Source organism: Pseudoalteromonas sp. 13-15 (genome assembly GCF_001468205.2).
Taxonomy (GTDB): Bacteria; Pseudomonadota; Gammaproteobacteria; order Enterobacterales; family Alteromonadaceae; genus Pseudoalteromonas; species Pseudoalteromonas marina.
The window spans coordinates 142,962-164,221 of sequence record NZ_CP019163.1 but is presented as its reverse complement, the minus strand read 5'-3'; the positions used below and the strand labels follow the sequence as shown (position 1 = coordinate 164,221).

18 protein-coding genes are annotated in these 21,260 nt (G+C 37.7%); 7 read left to right on the top strand and 11 right to left on the bottom strand.

Annotated elements, in window-relative coordinates; translation table 11 throughout:
- The 6 genes from ATS72_RS16280 to ATS72_RS16255 all read right to left on the bottom strand — a co-directional run bounded on the left by ATS72_RS16280 (window position 1) and on the right by ATS72_RS16255 (window position 7,500).
- A complete protein-coding gene (locus ATS72_RS16280; RefSeq protein ID WP_058429268.1) occupies window positions 1–1,890 on the bottom strand; it encodes a methyl-accepting chemotaxis protein in 1,890 nt (629 codons plus the stop codon).
- 252 nt (window positions 1,891–2,142) lie between these two features.
- Complete coding sequence (locus ATS72_RS16275; protein WP_058429267.1) at window positions 2,143–3,393, bottom strand: sugar MFS transporter; 1,251 nt, start codon at window positions 3,391–3,393, stop codon at window positions 2,143–2,145.
- A 98-nt stretch (window positions 3,394–3,491) separates the two neighbouring features.
- Window positions 3,492–4,385, bottom strand: a complete 894-nt coding sequence (locus ATS72_RS16270) for a substrate-binding periplasmic protein (RefSeq protein ID WP_058429266.1) — start codon at window positions 4,383–4,385, stop codon at window positions 3,492–3,494.
- Between the two features lie 157 nt (window positions 4,386–4,542).
- Complete coding sequence (locus ATS72_RS16265; protein WP_058429265.1) at window positions 4,543–5,061, bottom strand: RNA methyltransferase; 519 nt, start codon at window positions 5,059–5,061, stop codon at window positions 4,543–4,545.
- A complete protein-coding gene (locus tag ATS72_RS16260) occupies window positions 5,061–5,573 on the bottom strand; it encodes a YcgN family cysteine cluster protein (RefSeq protein WP_058429264.1) in 513 nt (170 codons plus the stop codon). The genes ATS72_RS16265 and ATS72_RS16260 overlap by 1 nt, the downstream gene beginning before the upstream one ends.
- Before the next feature lie 97 nt (window positions 5,574–5,670).
- Complete coding sequence (locus tag ATS72_RS16255; RefSeq protein WP_058429263.1) at window positions 5,671–7,500, bottom strand: DUF885 domain-containing protein; 1,830 nt, start codon at window positions 7,498–7,500, stop codon at window positions 5,671–5,673.
- Between the two features lie 143 nt (window positions 7,501–7,643).
- Here ATS72_RS16255 and ATS72_RS16250 point away from each other — a divergent pair, with 143 nt between their 5' ends.
- From ATS72_RS16250 to ATS72_RS16240, 3 genes are all read left to right on the top strand, one after another.
- Window positions 7,644–8,921 carry a Xaa-Pro dipeptidase gene (locus ATS72_RS16250; RefSeq protein WP_058429262.1) on the top strand — a complete coding sequence of 426 codons (1,278 nt, stop codon included), beginning with the start codon at window positions 7,644–7,646 and terminating at the stop codon, window positions 8,919–8,921.
- A 410-nt stretch (window positions 8,922–9,331) separates the two neighbouring features.
- Window positions 9,332–11,749, top strand: a complete 2,418-nt coding sequence (locus tag ATS72_RS16245) for a TonB-dependent receptor (protein ID WP_058429261.1) — start codon at window positions 9,332–9,334, stop codon at window positions 11,747–11,749.
- Between the two features lie 176 nt (window positions 11,750–11,925).
- A complete protein-coding gene (locus ATS72_RS16240; protein WP_010556194.1) occupies window positions 11,926–12,471 on the top strand; it encodes a GbsR/MarR family transcriptional regulator in 546 nt (181 codons plus the stop codon).
- Window positions 12,472–12,503: 32 nt separating this feature from the next.
- On the opposite strand, the gene ATS72_RS16235 is transcribed toward ATS72_RS16240, so the two are convergent.
- The gene (locus ATS72_RS16235) at window positions 12,504–13,520 is read right to left on the bottom strand and encodes a lytic murein transglycosylase (RefSeq protein ID WP_006793465.1); all 1,017 of its coding nucleotides are present in this window, start codon (window positions 13,518–13,520) and stop codon (window positions 12,504–12,506) included.
- A complete protein-coding gene (locus ATS72_RS16230) occupies window positions 13,513–13,794 on the bottom strand; it encodes a YcgL domain-containing protein (RefSeq protein WP_006793464.1) in 282 nt (93 codons plus the stop codon). Before ATS72_RS16230 ends, ATS72_RS16235 begins: the two co-directional genes overlap by 8 nt.
- A 155-nt stretch (window positions 13,795–13,949) precedes the next feature.
- On the opposite strand from ATS72_RS16230, the gene minC reads away from it, so the two are divergent.
- From minC to minE, 3 genes are read left to right on the top strand one after another with little or no spacing between them, the layout of a single operon-like run.
- Entirely contained in the window at window positions 13,950–14,654 is a 705-nt protein-coding gene (minC, locus tag ATS72_RS16225; RefSeq protein ID WP_058429260.1) for a septum site-determining protein MinC, read from the top strand.
- Between the two features lie 5 nt (window positions 14,655–14,659).
- Entirely contained in the window at window positions 14,660–15,469 is an 810-nt protein-coding gene (gene minD / locus ATS72_RS16220) for a septum site-determining protein MinD (RefSeq protein ID WP_006793462.1), read from the top strand.
- Window position 15,470: 1 nt separating this feature from the next.
- A complete protein-coding gene (gene minE / locus ATS72_RS16215) occupies window positions 15,471–15,734 on the top strand; it encodes a cell division topological specificity factor MinE (protein ID WP_006793461.1) in 264 nt (87 codons plus the stop codon).
- 61 nt (window positions 15,735–15,795) lie between these two features.
- Here the strand turns inward: minE and rnd are convergent, their stop codons facing one another.
- The 3 genes from rnd to ATS72_RS16200 form a co-directional block, all read right to left on the bottom strand.
- Complete coding sequence (gene rnd, locus ATS72_RS16210; protein WP_058429259.1) at window positions 15,796–16,926, bottom strand: ribonuclease D; 1,131 nt, start codon at window positions 16,924–16,926, stop codon at window positions 15,796–15,798.
- Between the two features lie 51 nt (window positions 16,927–16,977).
- Window positions 16,978–18,630, bottom strand: coding sequence for a long-chain-fatty-acid--CoA ligase FadD (gene fadD / locus ATS72_RS16205; RefSeq protein ID WP_006793459.1), 1,653 nt, complete (start codon window positions 18,628–18,630; stop codon window positions 16,978–16,980).
- A gap of 115 nt (window positions 18,631–18,745) precedes the next feature.
- Window positions 18,746–19,597: an alpha/beta hydrolase gene (locus ATS72_RS16200; RefSeq protein ID WP_058429258.1), complete on the bottom strand. Its 852-nt coding sequence runs from the start codon at window positions 19,595–19,597 to the stop codon at window positions 18,746–18,748.
- Between the two features lie 358 nt (window positions 19,598–19,955).
- Here ATS72_RS16200 and ATS72_RS16195 point away from each other — a divergent pair, with 358 nt between their 5' ends.
- Window positions 19,956–21,245, top strand: coding sequence for an alkaline phosphatase (locus tag ATS72_RS16195; protein ID WP_058429257.1), 1,290 nt, complete (start codon window positions 19,956–19,958; stop codon window positions 21,243–21,245).
- The last annotated feature ends 15 nt before the right edge of the window (window positions 21,246–21,260 follow it).

Below are 21,260 nucleotides of genomic sequence, written 5' to 3'. Positions count from 1 at the left end.
CTATACTTTAAACTTTTGGACCATTTGTTCTAAATCACCGAATTGTTGCCTCAGTTTTGTACATTCGTTTAGCGTATTATTTAGGTTGGTTTTACTTTGAATAGATAGTTCACTGATAGTTTGTATATCTGCATCTAGTGATTTAACAACTTGATTTTGTTCTTCTGTAGCGTCTGCAACGGTATGATTGGCAACACTTATTTGTTTTATATCTTCTATAACTTGCTGCATTAATTTTCCAACTGCATCAGCTTCTGACACGCTTTTTTCACTGCCTTGTAAACTTGTTTTCATTAACTCCACAGCCAAAGTCGACCCTTTTTGCAATTCTATGACTGTTTCTTCAATCTCTTGCGTTGATTCTTTGGTGCGATGAGCTAATTGTCGAACTTCATCTGCCACTACTGCAAAACCACGCCCTGCTTCACCTGCGCGAGCTGCTTCAATAGCTGCATTCAATGCAAGTAAGTTGGTTTGTTCACTCACACCTTTAATCACTTCTAAAACATTACCAATGCTTTCTGTATGTTCATTTAAGCTATTAATAGTTTGTTGAGCTTGCACTATATTGGCAGATAGCTCATGGATCCCTGCAACATTAGTGCTTAATATTTCCTGGTTTTGTGTAGAGTGCTTATTCGCATCTTTTGCAAGTGTTGATGCGTCAGACGCACTATTGAATATATCTGATGTCATCCCTGTAAATTGATTAATTGCAGCTGCAACGCTATCAGTACGCATACTTTGATCGTCATACATAGCAAGTGAAGAATGTGTTTGTGATAGCAGACTGGCTATTACGTCATCAAGAAGTATTGTTGTATCTTTAACTTGTTCGATTGATGATTGAATTTTTTCAATAAACACATTGAATGAATGGCTGAGTTCACCAAACTCATCGTTATTTTCTATCTCTAAACGACGTGTTAAATCACCTTCTCCCTGTGAAATATCTTTTATAGCGTCATTTAACCGATTCATTGGACGCATTAAATAACGAAGTAAAAATTGCATTAAAATTACAATTACGATTGTACCCACAATTAAGTAAATAAATGCCGTTTCACCAAAACTAGATACACTAGCAAATGCTTTTTGTTGATCAATAACAACCCCTAAATACCAATTAACATTTTCAATACCACGTATTTTATTAAACGAAACTAATTTAGTTTCGCCAGCTATTTGATATTCAACAAACTCGCTACTAAGTAATGGCTTGGTGCCAAATAACTCAGCGATATTTTTTAGGTTAACATTGCTTTGTGGGTGACTTAATATTTGGCCGCTGTCATCGAGTAAAAAACCATAACCCAGCCCTAAAAAATCAATATTATTAATAATTTCTGTCACCGTTTGCATATCAATATCAGCACCAGCAACACCAACAAAACGGTCATTTTGGTTTATAGGCACAACAGCAGATATAGTTAACTCGTTAGTTGTTACATCAATATAGGGAGTAGTAAAGGCAGTATTGGTTTTGTTTTCGACTAGCTTATACCAAGGACGTGATGTTGCATCAAAATCTGGCGGTAAAACGATGCTTTGATCATTTAAAATAAAATTACCGTTAGATTGGCCAATATAGGTGTTTTTAAAACTACCTGCTAACCCTGCTGTGTTTAATTGTAGTAATGTAAGCGTATTTGGATCTGATGGTTGGTGGGTTTTAGCAAACGCGCTAACAATGGCCAGCTTTGCATTTAACCAGCTAGCTATATTTTGAGAAACAGATTCTGAGTTTTGTTGCAACACGAGAGCAAGCTGATTTTGTGTTTGGTTTTTTAAGGTAAAGTAGTTATTTACAGTGAATAACCCTAATACCAAAACGAGTACAACAGACGCTGCTATTGTGACTTTTGTAGTAAATTTGAATGCCCCAAACATAAATGCCCTTTAATTTATTTTTAGCATTCTAGTTTTAGCAAATATTGTGAGCATTGTCTTAGCTATTTTCGGTTTTTCCGAAAATAGCAGCTAAAAACAATAAAAAAGGACTAGGCAAACTTAATTACAAATTTTAAGTAATTAATTTTACATAAATAATGTTCAATAGATAACAAGATTTGGAATGTTCCAAACCAAAAGAAAATAATAATGACTGAATACGTATTCAGCCATTATTATTCAATACATTTTTTACCATTTTTTAGCTAAACGAACAGCATTTAAACCATACCAAGCTATAAATACATAACATACCATAGGCACGAAAAAGCTATCTTGAATATTTACGGTATCGGCAATATACCCTTGTAATAAAGGCACTAATGCACCACCTACAATCGCTAAACATAGCCAACCAGAGCCTTTACTTGTTAACGGGCCTAATTTTTCAATCGCAACAGAAAATATAGTTGGAAACATAATGGAATTAAACAACCCGATTGCCAATACTGAATACAAAGCGACATCACCTTGTGTAAAAATAGTGATTAATAACAACGCAATAACACTGATAGCATTAAAGGCAATTGCTTTAGAAGGCGCAATTTTTTGTAACAACGCAGAGCCTACAAAACGCCCAACCATTGCTCCGCCCCAATAATAACTAATAAGTGCCGCGGCAGCATGCTCTTCAAGCCCAGCAATGTGTGCTTCACCAAAGTAATTAACTAAAAAGCTACCTATAGCTACTTCACCGCCTACATAACAAAATATTGCTACAACCCCCATAGTAAGGTGAGGTGCTTGCATTAAAGAGCGAGTTTCAGTATCGGTACTGTCTTCCTTATGGGCTTCAATTTCAGGTAACTTTATAAATGCAAACACAATGGCAATTAATAAAAGTGCTGCAGCCAACATTAAATAAGGCACTTTTACTGATTCTGCCGATGCAGCAGACGCAGCCAATGTACCAGCAGTACCGAAAAAGAGAATGCCTCCTACATACGGTCCTACTGTAGTACCCAAGGCATTAAGCGCTTGTGCTAAGTTTAATCGTGAAGAGGCGGTTTTATCAGGACCAAGAGCCGCAACGTATGGATTAGCTGATACTTGCAATACGGTTATACCAGCAGCAAGCACGAACAATGCGCCTAAAAACAACCAATACTCATGCACTGCTACTGCAGGGTAAAAAAGCATACAACCAATCGAAGCAATAATAAGCCCCGTTAAAATACCTTTTTTATAGCCAAGCTGTTTAACTAAAATACCAGCGGGGATAGATACAATGAAATAGGCACCAAAAAAGCAAAACTGCACTAGCATTGCCTCAAAGTAGCTAAGATCAAATACGCCTTTTAATCGTGGAATCAATACATCATTTAATACTGTAATAAAACCCCATAAAAAAAACAGGGTTGTCATTGCAGTTAGGGGAAACAGATAATTTTTGTTGTGCTGTTTATTAACGCCATAATCGTGATGTGTGTTCAGTGTGCTCATTTTTATTTTCACTCCATTAACAAGTTAAACTGATTCTACATTGTTAATAAGTTGTTTGGGCACAAGGTAATTAGAACGTTCCAAATTATCATACATATTCAAACTGCACATTCTTCTGAAACAGTATTGATTAAACGCTCAGTTTCACCGCTATTAGAAAATATATATAAGGCTTGATTTATATCATCTAGCACTCCAAGCCAGTTAGGTGTTAGCTTACTTATAGCAAAATACAATGAGTTATAATGTAGTGGTTTGCCATCTTGCTCAACAGCATTAAGCAGTGCTATTTTTTCACTTTGGTTAAGCTCAGAAAACGTAACTGAATGGGTTAACACGGAAGGATCGCCTATAATAAGATCGACCCGCTTGGCAAAAAGTAATTGCATTAACTGCAAATCGTTTACCGCACTAATAACTTTAAACTCTTCATTATCCATCATTGCATCAAATTCAGGCGTGTTTTGATATCCTCTTACAACACCTATTGTTGAGCCTTTTAATGAGTTTAGATTACCTGTAAAAATACCAGGTGCGTTTTTTCGCTTTAGAAATACAATATTTCCACCTTGAAACGAATTTGAAATACCAAGCAGCTCTCTTCGCATTTTATTTTTAACATAGTCTGAAGGCGCAGTGTCTTCAATAAAGTACTCAGGCATTAAAATATCGGCTTTTCCAAGTTCCACATTACGCACAGCTCTTGCCCAAGGTAAAAATTCTAAATAAACGCTGTAACCCTGACTATTAAGAACAGCAACGGCAAAATGATAGACCCACCCTTTGTTACATAAGTCGTTACTTATATAAGGCGGCCAATCTAAGGTAACAATATGTAATGTGCGTTTACTATTTTGGGCGCTATATAAAAGCCCCGATTTATAACGCTGCCCTTCTACAGTTTTAAGGCTATTTTTATGAATGAAGGTTACGCTTTGACTCGCGAAACTAAAACAACTAATAAAGGACAACAAAAAGACTACAATGCGCATAATAAAGCTATCGTCAAACTAATAGTCAGTTAAGTGTAGGCGTTATTTACACTTTTGAAGGAAAAATAAATCTAGAGAATGAAAAATTGGTAGAACGTGAAATTGAATATAGACAGTGTCTAATGCCAACTAGCAGATTTAATTGGCATTACAAAAGTTATAAAGCAGGTTTAACCCATTTCATTTTATTATTGGTATCGCGCGAACTTATTATTGTGTCATCACTGCTTTTAACACCACCTAATTTAGAAAGCCTATCGTAAAGTACTACATTACAGGTTGCAGCTAAGTTCATGCACCCTATAGTAGGAATGTAAACTACTTCATCACACCACTTTAGTACTTCTTTAGGAACAGAACCGTCTTCTGGGCCCAAAATATAAAATGCATTTTCTGGGTGCTTAAATTCAGGGAGCGGTGTAGCCCCTTCAATTAACTCAACGACAACAACGGTTGCCCCTTCAGGTTTTACTTTTTCTAGGCTATCAGTAGAGGTTAATGGAATACGTTCAACCACATTTTTAGTATCGGTATGAAATTTTTGCGCATTAAGATATCGATTACCCGTAAAATAAACCTGCTTTGCGTCGTAACACCCAGCAGCTCGTAACACACCGCCAACGTTAGTAGGGCTCTTCGGGTTTATTAAACCAATACTCGCTTTTAACTTGCTCATTAATCGCAGTCCTTTGTTGGCCACTCAGCAATGTATAAATCAAAATCATCTAATTTTACATTACTGTCTTTGACTGTTTTATCTTTAACTGAAATATTGAGATCATGCATAAGTGTTTTATCGCCGTTATTTAATAACGGGTGCCACGAAGCTAAACCACGCCCTTCATGTAGGCGGCGGTAACTGCAGCTTTGCGGCATAAAGAAAATATCTTTAAGGTTTTCTTTGGTTAGTTTTACGCAAGAAGGGACAAGTGTTTGGCGGTTTTCGTACTCGCTACACCCGCAGGTATTATTATCTAGATACTGACAAACAATATTGGTGAAAATGAGCTGTTCACCTTCACGTAGCTGATCTGTGGGGGAAAAATCGTCTTCGTCTTCACTATCTATAAACGTATTTAAACAACATTTACCACAGCCATCGCAAATAGCTTCCCATTCATTTTGGCTCATTTCGCTCAAGCTTTTTGTAAGCCAAAACTGTGTATTTGCTAACTGTTGATCAAACATAGTGTACTCGCGCCCTTTTAAGAGCGCGCATTCTAACGTATTGCACTAAATGGCGCAAAGCGAATACCTCAATTTGATAATCACTTTGCGCTATTCATTAACGCTGCGATTGCACCCAACGCTTTATTTTTTTCTCCAAAATAGGCATGGGTAATGCGCCATCTATTAGTATTTGCGTATGAAACGCCTTAATATCAAATTGAGAACCTAGCTCTTTTTTACAATAATCGCGAAGTTCTTTAATTTTAAACTCCCCTAATTTGTACGAAAGTGCTTGCCCTGGCCACGCAATATAACGTTCAACCTCTGCCACTACATCGCTTTCAGCCATTGATGAATTAGCAAGCATGTATTGTATACCTTGCTCTCGCGTCCACCCTTTTGCATGAAAACCAGTATCGAGTACTAAACGCATTGCCCGTAATTGCTCGTCAGCCAAACGCCCATACCACATATAAGGATCGGTAAATAATCCAAGCTCTTTTCCTAAACTTTCTGCATACAGTGCCCACCCTTCAGCAAAAACCGTATACCCACCAAATTTACGAAAATCAGGTAAGCCGTCTATTTCTTGCTGAAGAGCGATTTGAAAATGATGACCAGGTGCCGCTTCATGAATCGAGAGTGTTTCGAGTAAAAACTTAGGTTGTGCTTTTAAATTAAAGGTATTGATATAAAAAATACCCGGACGAGAACCATCTGGTGCAGGGGCTGCATAAGAAGCACCCGCCGCAGACTGAGCACGATAAGCTTCTACTGGTTTTACAATGTAAGGCGCTTTAGGAGCCACATCAAATAACTGCGGTACTTTGGCATCAATTTTTTTCTTCACATTTTCGTACGCTTCAATAAGCTCATCAGCGGTATTAAAGTAGAACTCATCTGAATCACGTAAGTGAGTAAAAAATGCAGGCAAATCGCCGTCAAAGCCAACGGTGTGTTTTACCTTTTTCATTTCGCTCAAAATACGCGATACTTCGCTTAAACCAATATTGTGAATTTCGTCAGCAGATAAGTTAAGCGTTGTGTTTTTCTTTATTTGGTATTCGTACCAAGTTTTACCATTGGTAAAATCGCTGTAGCCAACTGACACACGACTACTAGGTATATAATCGTTAATTAAAAATGTGTGCATGCTTTGATAAGCCGGCACTAATTGCTTCATGATTAAATCGCGGTATTGCGCTGTTATTTCTTGTTTTTTCTCAGCTGTAAACGAATTTGGTAAGTTTTTTATAGGTCCCCAAAACAGTGAGTCTTCAGGCTTATTTACAACATGCGCACTAAATTGTGGGGCTAACTTTTTTGCAAGTGGCAAAGGTAAAACAATATTTTGTTTTATACCTTCAGCCATAGAAAGCTCAACACTTTTAAGCCATTTGATATAGCCATCGCTACGTTTTAAAAAATTATCATAATCCTGTACTGTTTTAAAAGGTTGTGCACTTTGCCCAGAGCCAAATCCAGCAAACACATTATGTGCTCCAGACATTTGATTAATAGGCAGAAAGTAGCTTGGAAATTGCATCCCCTCGAGGTTAAGTGCAAGGTCACGTTTTAAAATCTCATAACTTAATAGCGCTTGCCCTGTTAATTGTTGTGAATCAATGTAAGCAAGGCGTTGTTGATACTTTTTATAAAAAGCCGCCTTTTTGTTACGATTTGTCGCTGAAATTTCAGGCGTGAACTGATCATTAAATTCATTTTTACCGCTATATGTTGCCCTGATTGGCGAAAATGCAAGCGACTCGTTGTAGTATTGATCAACAAGCACGTCTAATTGCTGCTCGGCCGATAATTCTGAAACCACAGCATTTATAGATGATGAAACCGGTTTACTATTATTTTGTTGAGACGTTGTGCTACTACAGCCCATTAGCGCACCGATCACTGAAGAAGCGACCAGTGCTAATTTTAATAATTTCATATTAATCCTTATAAAAAACTCAGCTCGATTATGAGCTTTAAATTAAGCTAAATAAAGTAGTAACTTAGTCGTTATTTTATTGCACTTTTACTTGAGCTTGGTAAAGTCAAAACAACGTAACTTTCATATAAAAGAATTAAAAAGTGAAAAAGCACCTATTATCAGCCTCAATAGCCATATTATGTTTGAGCAGTCTACCTGCCCAGGCAGTCACCTACATTTCTGCAAAAGCCATGTTAGATGTAGAGAATGGCACACTCATTCAATCGCCATTAATTACTATTGATGATGGTGTGATCACCTCAATAGAGAGTAATAAAAAGCCGAAACTAGGTAAAAATGATGAACTTATTAATCTGCCACAGTTAACACTAGTCCCTGGATTGATGGACATGCATGTACACTTAACGAGTGATCCTACTGTTTCTCGAAGTGAGCGCTTGGGTCAATCAATCCCACGCATGGCAGTTAAATCGGCTTATTTTGCTAAAAAGACCCTTGAAGCAGGTTTTACTACCGTAAGAAATGTGGGCGCAGATGGTTATAGCGTTATTGCGGTGCGAGACGGTATTAATGCGGGTGACATTGTAGGCCCACGAATTTGGGCTGCAGGTCCTTCACTGGGTATAACTGGCGGGCACTGTGACAATAACCGTTTACCGCCTGAGCTAAAATATACCTCAACAGGTGTAGCAGACGGGCCATGGGCGGTTAGAACAAAAGTACGTGAAAATATAAAGTACGGTGCAAACGCTATAAAGTTTTGTGCTACAGGTGGTGTTTTTTCAAAGGGTACCAAAGTAGGTGTACAACAATATTCGCTTGAAGAAATGAAAGCCATTGTTGAAGAAGCGCACATGCGCGACCTACCCGTTGCAGCGCATGCACACGGCACAAGCGGCATAAAAACAGCCATCATTGCAGGTGTTGACAGCGTAGAACACGCAAGCTTTTTAGACGATGAAGCCATAGCCCTGGCTAAAAAACATGGCACTTGGCTTTCTATGGATATATACAACACAGAATACACATTAAGCTTTGGCGAACAAAATGGTGTAGACGAAGAAAACCTAAACAAAGAACGCCAAGTTTCTAAAAAACAAAGAGATAGCTTTAGCCGAGCTGTAAAAGCTGGTGTGAACATGGTATTTGGAACCGACGCTGCCATCTACCCACATGGTGATAATGCAAAGCAGTTTTCACGTATGGTTGAATTTGGCATGACTGAACTGCAAGCCATTCAATCAGCTACCATTAACAGCGCTAAACTGCTGAAAATGCATAACAAACTAGGGCAAATAAAAACGGGATATGCCGCCGATATTATCGCTGTTGAAGGAAACCCATTAAAAAACATTTCAATATTAGAGCAAATACCGTTTGTGATGAAAGCAGGTATTGTTTATAAAACTGAAAAATAAAATTTAAATCTAAGTTAAGGCTGGCTTTATAGTGTTAGCCTTTACTTTTAACGTTAAAATTCATTAAATTTTAATTCTCAATCCTAAAAACACTCAAATTAAAAGCAGAGTAAAACAATGTGTTAAAGCTTTAATAGCATTGTTTTACCTGATCTCTATTGTCACTTTTAGTTTATTACTCTTAATTTGGGAGAGTTGTTAAAGAAAATCATATTACAATTTGTTTTTCTTAATTGCCAAATTCGTCCCCTTCTTTATATTTGTTTGGTTTTTATTAACTAAGCCGGCCTATTTGTATAAAAAACACGCAAACAGTTGTTTTAATCTAATATTTATTGAACTTTTAGTATATTTTGCAAATAATAATCATTACCATTACCGCAATTAAATAAATGCGAATGGTTATCATAATGAAAAAGTTTAAATACTCACTCCTCACCCTTGCTTGTTTAAATGCACAAGCCGCTTTAGCATCAACCACTGCAGAACAAGATATTGAACACATAAGTGTTTATCAAAAACAAAATCAAGTTGTTATGAGTTCGGGCCTTGCCACAAAGTCAGATATGTCCTTAATGGAAACCCCTGCTCCTGTTGTTATTATTGATCGTGAATTAATTGAATCACAGGGCGTAGACAGCCTACAAGAACTTGTCCGTAATGTGAGTGGTTTAACCCAAGCGGGTAATAATTATGGCATTGGCGATAACCTGGTTATTCGTGGTCTTGACGCCAATTACACTTATGATGGTATGTATGGGGGAGCTGGACTTGGAAACACCTTTAATCCAACTCGCTCATTAACCAATGTTGAGTCGGTTGAAGTGTTAAAAGGCCCAGCAACAGGTTTATATGGTATTGGTAGCGCTGGTGGTGTAATTAATTTAATTGAAAAAAAACCTGAATTTGAAGAAAAGCATAAAGTCGCTTTAGAGCTTGGTCAATGGGACAGCTACTCTCTTGCGTTTGACAGCACAAATGCACTTAGCGAGAACTTAGCGTATCGCGTAATGGCTAAAACAGCATCAAGCGATGGCTTTCGTGATTTAAAAGAAGAGCGTGATGAAATTTATACATCACTTAAGTATGTGTTAAACGATAAACAAGACGTTATGCTCTCTGCTGCCTATATTAAGGATTCAATTGCTGTTGACTCAATTGGCCACCCTATTCGCATATACAACGCAGAGACAGCGAATGGCTTAACTGCTAGTGAAGTAACTGCTGCAGACTTAGCAAACGATCCGACAGGCAGTGGCTTACAACTGACAAGTGAACAGCAATTACAATTAGCGAACTCTCTTTCTGCAACAGATGGTTTAACACCCTATGACTTTGGTACCAATGGGATTATTTCACCAATGGCCGATGATAATGAAGGTGAAGAATTACGATTTAAGCTTACGCATAATTACTTTATTACTGATGACTTATTCTTAAACCAGCAACTACAGTTCCGTAATTACACATCAAGCTTTGCTCGTCAAACAGGGGCTTTTAATTACGTGTACTCAACTCGCAGTGGCGTTATTAATCAAGACCCTCGTGCTCCTTTAGTTGAAAATGATGTACTTTATCCATTTGCAGCTAGGCGCCAAGAGTATCGCCAAGTAGAAGCAGATGAAAAATCATGGCAGTACTTTTTAGATTTAAGATACGACTTTGAGATAGGCGATATTGATAACGAACTCTTAGTTAATGCAAATTATGAAGACCGAGATATTGGTTTCAAACAATACTCTATTTATGACAGCGATAAAGTAATTTACGACACTGCTGGTAATGTGCTTTATCAAGGTGCTTTGCCCTATATCTATGACATGAGGCAACCAAATTGGCCAATCGGTGGCTTTGACGATTACGACCCGCTAAAAACGAGTGATTATAATAAAAAGGTTCAAGCATGGGGAATGGGCGTTCAGCATGTAGGTTATATTAATGACACACTGACTACACGCATAGGAGTCGCCTATAACCGTATTAAGCAGAGCTACGAACATAATGGTGTAGATGAACGATACAGTTCAAGCCGTGCAGAGCCAACCCCTGAGGCAAACACATCTGATTCAGGTTTAACCTATAATTTAGGTGCTACTTATCAGCCTACTGAAGATTTTTCTGTGTTTGTTAATCACTCTAAAGGCCGAACCGCATACAGTGTATTAGGCTCTGTTGCTGGTAACGAAGCAGATAGAGAAGACTCAGAATCAATAAGTAATGACTTAGGCTTTAGGTATAAAGCATTTGACGACCAGCTACTAGCTACTTTAGTTGTGTTTGAAAGCGCTCGTACAAATCTTGAATACAGTAACCCACTGTATGAAGCTGGTGTGTCTGGCCCTGATATAGTAGAAAGCTACTTTGACGGCGAAGAGCAAACCAAAGGCGTTGAGCTTGATTTAAATGCGTATTTAAATGAGCAGTGGAAAATAAATGTTAACGGCGTATATCAAGACGCGCGTGATAAATCTAACCCCAATAGTAGCGCTTACGACACTCGTCAAAAAGGGGTGCCTTATGTAACTGCAAGCACATGGGTTACTTACTATGCAAACATATTTAATTTACCCGAGTCAGTTAATATTAGCGGGGGTATTACTTACGTTGATAACAGAAGTACTAACTCAAGTTCATTTAGTATTCCTGATGGCTATGTACCTGGCTACACTGTGTACGATGCTGCAATTTCGTATACAACTAAACAGTGGAACATGCAGCTTAATTTAAACAACCTATTTAACAAACAGTATTATTCTAAAGCGATGTTTTTAGGCGGTATGCCTGGTGAAGAGCGTAATGCTAAATTAAGTTTTAGTTACACACTTTAGCGGTTAAAATTTATGGGTGCTTGTATTTACAAGCGCCCTTAATATTTAAAAACTATGCATAAAATGGCTTAAATTGTATTTAAGCCAAACTAAGATTATTTTAGTGCACTTAATGCCTTGCTATCGCAAATCAACATGCTAGCATTTAATTTCTGAAATTACTGAAAGTTAATGATATGACTTTATCTGAAAAGAATTTTACCTTTGTGATGCATTGTGGCGAAATGGGCAGCCGTTGGGGCTTTAACCGTACAATAGGCCAAATGTGTGGTTTACTAATCATTACTAAAAACCCGATGACAGCGAATGAAATTGCCGACTCACTAAGTATCTCTCGTGGTAATGTGAGTATGGGCATAAAAGAGCTGCAATCTTGGCAATTAATTAAAGTTCAGCACATTCCGGGTGATCGTAAAGAGTATTATGCGCCTGCAGGCGATATTTGGGATATGGCTAATCGAGTATTTGAAGAGCGAAAAAAACGTGAAATCGATCCAACGCTCAGCCTTTTGCGAGATAACTTACTCGACGAAGCGAATAACGAAGAAGAAGTGTATGCCCAAAAGCAAATGGAAGAAATTCACAACCTACTTGAAACGGTCACTAAATGGTCGTCTGAGTTACAGCGTTTAACTCCCGAGCAGCTCAACAAACTTATGAAACTGGGATCAGGAATTGGCAAGGTCATCGATTTAAAAGACAAAATTTTTAAAAAAGAATAAAGCCGCATTTTGCGGCTTTATTTTTTATTGAACTATATTTTTGGGTATCCGATTCTATCAGACAAATAACCCACACTCGTTGCAAAGTAATAAGAGCGGTTCCAATGCATTAACACTTTGTAATTATCATAGGCCAAAAACATACGGCCGTTGATATCATCGGGCATAACCAGTGCTGCTCGTACATCAACGTTAGGCAACGCAGTACCGTCTGCTCTTCTCACCCCTAAAGCCTGCCACTCATCGAGTGAACGTTCAGAATCATTCCAATACTCAAGCCATTGTTTACGTGTTTTAGTACCACGAACTAAAATATATTTATTGTCAAAGTTATCAGGAAGCATAACTTGACGACCCCAAGTTAATGAGTCGTTCCACCCTTCTTGCTTTAAATAATTAGCAATTGAAGCAAACGCATCTTCTTTTGTAGTCCAAATATCTTTGCGACCATCATTGTTATAATCAATTGCGTAAGCATTAAAAGACGTTGGCATAAATTGAGTTTGCCCCATAGCCCCAGCCCAAGAACCTTTAAACTTGTCTAAAGTAATATGACCCGATTTTAAAATGTCTAAAGCCGCCCACAACTGACGTTTATAAAGTGCTTCACGGCGGCCATCAAAGGCAAGTGTCACTAATGATGAAATAACATTGTGACCGCCTTGAATAGTACCAAAGTTACTTTCAAGACCCCATAAAGCGACTATAAAGCGTGCTTGTACGCCAAACTCTTTAGCTACTTGCTCAAGAATATCTTTGTTCTCAGCATAAAGTTTACGAGCACGGTCAATTTTCCATTGTGGTACACGTTTTGGTAAATAGGTCTCGAGTGTTTCTTTCACTTCAGGCTGGTTTTTATCAGCTGATACCACTTTTTCTTTATACGTCGCAGTCGCAAATGCACTATCAATTAACGACGTTTCGTAGCCTTTTGCGATTGCTTCTTCTTTTAGGTTTACTAAGTAATCTTTAAATTCGGCTTGTGTTTTGGCAACAACTGACGAACTCAAGCATAAACCACATAATACAACTGCCAGTTTTTTAATCACGATCGGCTCCATTTTGTTTTCTTAGTTCAGTAAGCAAATTATCTTCCGGTGGTGGAAGTTGTAAATAGTATCCTTGATCGGTTAATGCACCCTTAACGGTTTCCAAATCCGCACCACCTAGGTGCTCACGTTTAGCTAAGTTGATGAGCATCACATATTGAGGTTTGCCAAACATAGCCATTAGAGGTTCTGGAACTTTGCTAAAATCATCTCTTTTTTCAACAAATAAGAAGGTATCCGTCTTTTTCTTACTTTTATATACCGCAGTTAACATTATGACCCTATAAATTCTTGCACAACAATGCTGCACACTATACCATGAGAGTAATAATAAGTTAGAAAATTTAGATTAGAAATTTTGATTAAGGCCTTATTCAGCCTGTGTTTATCTAATTATAATTTCTTATCATACAATTCAATTGAGCGTGTATGTCGGACCAAATTTTTGAGTTAAAAGGGAATCTTTTTACGTTATCAGTTTTACATCTTTATAGTGCTGATATAAACCTTTTAGCAGAACAATTGTACGTAAAAATAGCCCAAGCCCCTCGTTTTTTTGAAGGAGCCCCTATTGTTGTCAATTTAGAAGAAGTAAAAAGCAGTTCTTTAGACTTTGTTCATTTAAAGTCACTTATCGAGCGAATGAGCTTCAACGCAGTGGGTGTATGCAATGGCTCTGATGGGCAGCATACAAATGCCAAAAAAGCTGGCTTTTCAGTATTAAATTATTCGCAAGACGTAAAAGCAGAGCCCGTTGAAAAGCAACCAAACACTTCAATTGTCGAAAAAAATATTATACTTCCAGCACAAATAATTAACGGTACTGTACGCTCGGGTCAACAGGTGTATGCAAAAGACCGCGACCTTATTGTATTAGGCGCTGTTAGTCATGGTGCAGAAGTAATAGCAGATGGCAACGTACATATTTACGGAACCCTTCGTGGTCGCGCAATAGCGGGCGCAAAAGGATTAGAAAACGCACATATATTTTGCCAAAAGCTAGAAGCAGAACTTGTTTCCATAAATGGCAACTACTGGATCAGTGACTCTCTACAAGGTGAGTTTTGGGGCAGTGCAGTGCAAATACAACAAAAAAATGAATCATTAGAAATTTCAGCTTTGGTTAAAGGATAAATCTCATGGCAAAAGTAATTGTCGTTACCTCGGGTAAAGGTGGTGTTGGTAAAACAACATCAAGTGCCGCAATAGGCACAGGCTTAGCATTAAAAGGCTACAAAACGGTTATTATCGATTTTGACATCGGTTTACGTAACCTTGATTTAATTATGGGGTGCGAGCGCCGCGTTGTTTATGACTTTGTAAACGTCATAAACGGTGAAGCAAACCTAAACCAAGCACTTATCAAAGACAAACGTGTTGAGAAGTTATTTTTACTGCCAGCATCGCAAACGCGTGATAAAGATGCACTAACTCGTGATGGTGTAGAACGCGTTTTAAACGAGCTAAAAGAAGACTTTGATTATATTGTATGTGATTCACCAGCAGGAATTGAAGCGGGTGCGATGATGGCAATGTATTTTGCTGATGAAGCGATTGTAACCACCAATCCAGAAGTGTCATCTGTACGAGATTCTGACCGTATTTTAGGTATTTTGCATAGCAAATCTAAACGCGCTGAAGAAGGCCTTGAAAATATCAAAGAACACCTATTATTAACACGCTACAACCCTGAGCGTGTTGCTAAAGGTGAAATGCTTTCGGTAGAAGACGTACAAGACATATTAGCTATCGATTTGTTAGGTGTTATTCCTGAGTCACAAGCAGTATTGAGTGCATCAAATTCAGGTCAACCGGTAATATTGGATGGCGAATCAGATGCTGGTCAAGCATATGCTGATGCCATAAACCGCTTACTTGGTGAAACCGTCGATTTTCGCTTCTTAGATGTAGAGAAAAAAGGCATTTTTAAACGGATTTTTGGAGGCTAATGTGTCGTTACTTGACTATTTCCGCTCAGAAAAGAAAAACAGTGCGTCTCTTGCAAAAGAGCGATTGCAAATCATTGTCGCACACGAACGTTCTCAGCGTGGAACACCTGAATACCTACCACAATTAAAACAAGATATTTTGGATGTAATTCGAAAATATGTGAACGTTAATAGTGATGCAGTGCAGGTACAATTTGATCAGAATGAAGACGACTTAGCTGTATTAGAGCTAAACGTAACTTTACCTGACGAAGAAAAGAAATAATTGAAGAATGGGCGCGTTAAGCGCCCTCTTTATAACTAACAACTACTAAAATATTAACCTTTTAGGTATCCCACTCTTTTAAAGCTTCTTTAATAAAGCTATAACGCCAAGAGCTCAATAAATCTGGCTTTATATGTGTCATTTTTTGCTTTGCCGTCAACTTCCAATTCCAGCTGATTAATTGATTAACTTGTTTTTTAGATGCTAAAACGTCCTCAGGAATATTATTAGCTTTAGCAACTTTCGTTATTTTTTGCTTAATATCTTTTGCCGTTTGTTTATAATTAGGAAAATCTATTAAACGCTTCAACACTTGCGGGTGCTCGTCAACGGCAATTGCTTTAGCTTTTTCTATACACTTTAAAATCTCAACCCCTGAGCGATTAACTTCAATCGATTCTACACCCGGTATTTGACGCAATGAATTTAAACTAGATGGCCCTCGCTTAGCGATTTCGGTCATGTTATGTTCTTTCAACACAAAATTGAGAGCAAGGTTTTTACGTATTGCTTTATTACGGCGCCATATAGCTAGCTCTTTTAATACAGCTAATTCATGTGGTTTTAACTGCCAAGCATTTTTAATATCTTTATAGAGCAATTCATCCGGTGTTTGAAAAGCTCGCTTATTAGCAATTAATTCGCTCTCATCCAACACAATCTCAAACAAGTCAGCTTTGTTGATGCGATCGATAATTAATTCAAAGCACGGTAATAAATGAAATGTATCAGCGGCAGCATAATCAAGTTGCTTAGTAGTTAGCGGTCGTTGTAGCCAATTGGTACGTGATTCGCTTTTATCTATTTCAATACCTAGGAGTGTTTTAACCATAAGGGCAAACCCCATACAGTTTCCTTCACCAAGCAATTGCAAAGCAAATTGAGTATCAAACAATGGTGCAGGAACAAACCCAGCATATTTTTGAAATACTTCAATGTCTTCAGATGGTGAATGAAGCACTTTTAAAACTGCGGGGTCTTTTAAAACCTGCCAAAAATCAAATAACGAGAGCTCAGCTAAAGGATCGATAAGTGCTAAATGCTCACCGTCAAAAACCTGAATCAGTGCAACTTCTGGATACAAAGTGCGACGACGCATAAACTCGGTATCAATAGCTAATATAGGCTTATTTTGGATCTGCTCAACAAAGGTATTAAGCTGAACTTGTGTTTGAATTAATTGATATTGCACTTAGTCTCCTACAATAAAAAAGCCGGCTAATGCCGGCTTTTTTATAGTTTTCTAATCTTTCAAGGCTCGTCTGAGTATTTTACCTACGTTTGTTTTAGGTAACTCATCCCTAAACTCAACGAGTTTTGGAACCTTGTAATTAGTTAAATTATCACGACAATGGTTTATTATATCTTTTTCAGTTAAAGAAGGGTCTTTTTTAACAACAAAAACTTTAACTTGTTCACCGCTGACATCATGAGGTATACCAACAGCCGCCACTTCAAGCACACCGTCGTGCATTGCAACAACTTCTTCAATCTCATTTGGGAAAACGTTAAAGCCAGATACTATGATCATGTCTTTTTTACGATCTACTATATAGAAGAAGCCTTCATCGTCATATGTAGCAATGTCACCTGTTGCAAACCAACCGTCTTGTAAACATTCGGCTGTGGCATCTGGGCGCTTGTAGTAGCCAAGCATAACCTGAGGGCCTTTAACGCATAATTCGCCAGGCTCACCTTTAGCTGCCTCTTCACCATTCTCAAGCATTAGCTTAATGTCAGTATTTGGTGCAGGTAAACCAATAGAACCATTATAAGACTCTAAGTCGTAAGGGCTAATTGTAACAAGTGGAGCACATTCAGTAAGGCCGTAGCCTTCCATCAGTTTTGACCCCGTCACTTTTTGCCACTTTTCAGCAACAGGACGTTGAACCGCCATACCACCACCTAACGACATTTTTAGGTGGCTAAAATCAAGTTCATCAAAACCTGGTGTGTTTAGTAAACCATTAAATAATGTGTTAACACCGGTGATTGCTGTAAATTTAGTTTGACTTAACTCTTTTACAAAACCCGGCATATCACGCGGATTAGTAATCAATAAGTTTAAACCACCATATTTCATGAACGTTAAGCAGTTAGCCGTAAGTGCAAAGATATGGTAAAGCGGAAGTGCAGTAACAACCACTTCTGTTCCACGGTTTAGTACCTTATCTAAACAACCAGACACCTGCTCAAGGTTACCCACCATATTACCATGGCTCAACATAGCACCTTTAGATACACCGGTCGTACCGCCTGTGTATTGTAAAAATGCTAGGTCAGATAAATTTAATTCAGGGCGTGTGTAAGCATTTTCGTCAGCGTTTAACAAATCTGAAAATTTAATCGTGTTTGGTAAGTTGTATTTAGGCACCATTTTTTTAACGTGCTTAACAACAAAGTTAACAATGTGCTTTTTAAGGCCACCCACCATGTCACCAACTTGTGTAACCACGATGTGTTTAACGTCTGTTTTACCTAAAGCCTTTTCAAGAGTATCTGCAAAGTTTGCAAGAATGAAAATGGCGCTTGTGTCTGAATCTTTTAACTGATGTTCGAGCTCACGTACAGTGTATAAAGGGTTAACGTTAACTACCACACACCCTGCTCGTAAAATACCTAAAATAGAAATAGGTGTTTGTAATAAGTTAGGCATCATTACGGCAACTTTGTCGCCTTTTTTGAGTCCCAAATCATTTTGAATATACGAGGCAACTTTTTTAGTTGCTGTGTCTATTTCTTCATACGACAACGTTTTACCCATGTTTGTGAATGCAGGTAAATCTTTGTAATCAGAAAAACTTTTTTCGAACACTTCGAGTAACGAGTTGTAATGCTCAGGATCGATTGTTTCAGGCATACCTTCTGGGTAGCGCTTAAGCCAGATTTTTTCCACTCTTAGCCCCTGTTTATAGTTATATTTTTATTAACCTTAATCTAAGTAAGGCACTTTAACAATTGAGCAAATACTCTAATGCGGGAATAATCCCACATTTAACGTCAATATACAATTAACGTGCACCACTTTGCACCATAAATGCTTGAATGTGTTCATAACATTCTTTGCTACTTTGCATATGGCAATGGTGCCCACCCTCCACATTAATTACACTCAAGTCATTGTAATAATTAATATACTTTTCTAAATTTTGTTTTACAAACACGTAACCTTGGTTACCTAAAATTAATTGGCATGGTGCAATTAATTCTTTTATTGCACCAATACATTGCACTTCATCAAACCTAAAACCTGAATGATTTTTGAGCTTAGGATCGGTTGTTAGTGCAAAACCCTTAGAGACTGCTTTGATATTTCGTTCCATCAATAGCGAAATTAATTCAACATCTAAGTCGGTTGTTTTAGACCGTGCCTCGTAAATATCTTTTTTACAGGGATATATTCTTGTTTTTTTATTATGCGTTCTTGCACGATTAAGCACAGCATTTTTTAGTTGCTCCGTAACTTCCTCGCTGGGTGTTGTTACGCAGCCAATACCCTCAATAAAATTTACCGATTTAACCATTTGACTAAAGCAACTCGCGAAAAAACCCGCGACCATAGCTCCCATAGAATGCCCGACTAAATGAACTTTGTCAGCACCAATGGCTTCAATAAATTGATAAACATCATCGATGTAATCAACAAAATAGTAATGTGCGTCATCACTGCGCCACGATGTTAAACCATGTCCAGAAAAATCAATACAGTACCAAGTTTGCTCTGGCTTTTGGCCATCAAGCATGGGCTTAAAACTTTTACAATTATCTAACCAACCGTGAAGTGCTATTACTACCTCTTCACCAGAGCCTATTTTTAAACCATGAATATCTAAATTACGTGTTTGAATATTAAATGGCCGCACATAAACCTCTTTTTATTTTTGTAAATATATAACATACAAGTTGTCAGACCACTAAATAGTTTCACTAAATGTTTGTTATTTTAGTCGCTGAGGCTACAACTGCAACCTAGAAGAATAAATAAAAACCGTCATTTATTCATAATGTTATTTTTAATTTAGCTCGACTATTATGTGTGTATTTTTTGTTATTTGGTGTTTCCTAATAGATATTTTAACGGCTTTACAATAATTTTTACGCACAATAATCGCTTATATATAGCTAAATCATCATTTGTCGCAATCTATTAATTTATTTATCATAGTTAAGGTATACAATAATTTAGCTATTAATAAAGTACACTCAAAAGGTACATAAAACATGAAAAAACAATTAAGTGTGTTAGCTCTAATGTGCACTGCATCTGGTGCAATGGCCGAAACTGCACCTAAAAATGTAATTTATATGATTGGTGATGGCATGGGGCCTGCTTATACTACTGCTTATCGTTATTTTAAAGATGACCCCACTACAAAGTCTGTTGAGCAAACCGTTTTTGATACCATGCTGACAGGAATGGCGCGTACTTACCCTGACGATCACACAGTTGTAACCGATAGCGCCGCAAGTGCGACAGCGTTGAGCAGCGGGCATAAAAGTTATAATGGTGCAATTGCCGTAGATACTGATAAAAAACCACTTAAAACAATGCTTGAAATCGCTAAACAGCGAGGCATGACTACAGCCCTATTAGCTACATCACAAATAAACCACGCTACACCAGCAAGCTTTGCCGCTCATAATGAATCACGTAATAATTACGACGAAATTGCTAATGATTATATTGATAATAAAATTGCAGGCAAACTACCCGTTGACCTAATGCTGGGTGGTGGTACTAAATACTTTATTCGAGACGATAGAAATTTAGTTGACGAATTTAAAGCAGCGGGTTACCAGTATGGTGACGATATTCAAAACCTTAATCAAATTACGCAACTTCCAGCTATCGGTTTATATGCCGCTAAAGGCTTACCTTTTGCGTTAGACGAAAACCCAACAAGGTTAACTAAGCTTACTTCTAAAGCACTCGACCTTCTAGACAATCAAAATAAAGATGGTTTTTTTGTAATGATTGAAGGTAGCCAAATTGATTGGTGTGGGCATGCAAATGATATAGCCTGTGCCATGGCCGAAATGGATGACTTTGCATCTGCTATCGAAAAAGCTAAAGCGTATGTTGATAAAAATAAAGATACTTTATTAGTTATAACTGCTGATCACTCTACAGGTGGCTTAACATTGGGTGCGCACGGCCAATATAAGTGGGAAGCAGATGTTGTGCATGGCGTAAAAGCAACAGCGGGTACTATTACACAACACTTACTTGAGTCTGATGATTTAAAATCAGTGTGGAATAAATATACCAGCATTGCATTTACCCCTGAAAACAAAATAAAACTTGAGCAAGCTAAATCTATGGGTGACAAAGCACTCAACTTAGCCGTTAAAAGTATTATTAGTGACACAAGCTTTACTGGATGGACTACGGGTGGCCATACTGCAGTAGACGTACAAGTTTTTGCTTATGGTAAAGGGAGTGAACAATTTGTTGGCTCTCAAAATAATACAGATATAGCTGATAAGTTAATACACTTTATAGAACAGTAAAATACGTATAAAGCA

Bases quoted from the DNA above. Each gene is read 5' to 3' on its own strand.
- ATS72_RS16280 (WP_058429268.1), bottom strand. From the start codon at position 1,890: ATGTTTGGGGCATTCAAATTTACTACAAAAGTCACAATAGCAGCGTCT.
- ATS72_RS16275 (WP_058429267.1), bottom strand. From the start codon at position 3,393: ATGAGCACACTGAACACACATCACGATTATGGCGTTAATAAACAGCAC.
- ATS72_RS16270 (WP_058429266.1), bottom strand. From the start codon at position 4,385: ATGCGCATTGTAGTCTTTTTGTTGTCCTTTATTAGTTGTTTTAGTTTC.
- ATS72_RS16265 (WP_058429265.1), bottom strand. From the start codon at position 5,061: ATGAGCAAGTTAAAAGCGAGTATTGGTTTAATAAACCCGAAGAGCCCT.
- ATS72_RS16260 (WP_058429264.1), bottom strand. From the start codon at position 5,573: ATGTTTGATCAACAGTTAGCAAATACACAGTTTTGGCTTACAAAAAGC.
- ATS72_RS16255 (WP_058429263.1), bottom strand. From the start codon at position 7,500: ATGAAATTATTAAAATTAGCACTGGTCGCTTCTTCAGTGATCGGTGCG.
- ATS72_RS16245 (WP_058429261.1), top strand. From the start codon at position 9,332: ATGAAAAAGTTTAAATACTCACTCCTCACCCTTGCTTGTTTAAATGCA.
- ATS72_RS16240 (WP_010556194.1), top strand. From the start codon at position 11,926: ATGACTTTATCTGAAAAGAATTTTACCTTTGTGATGCATTGTGGCGAA.
- ATS72_RS16230 (WP_006793464.1), bottom strand. From the start codon at position 13,794: ATGTTAACTGCGGTATATAAAAGTAAGAAAAAGACGGATACCTTCTTA.
- minC (WP_058429260.1), top strand. From the start codon at position 13,950: ATGTCGGACCAAATTTTTGAGTTAAAAGGGAATCTTTTTACGTTATCA.
- minD (WP_006793462.1), top strand. From the start codon at position 14,660: ATGGCAAAAGTAATTGTCGTTACCTCGGGTAAAGGTGGTGTTGGTAAA.
- ATS72_RS16195 (WP_058429257.1), top strand. From the start codon at position 19,956: ATGAAAAAACAATTAAGTGTGTTAGCTCTAATGTGCACTGCATCTGGT.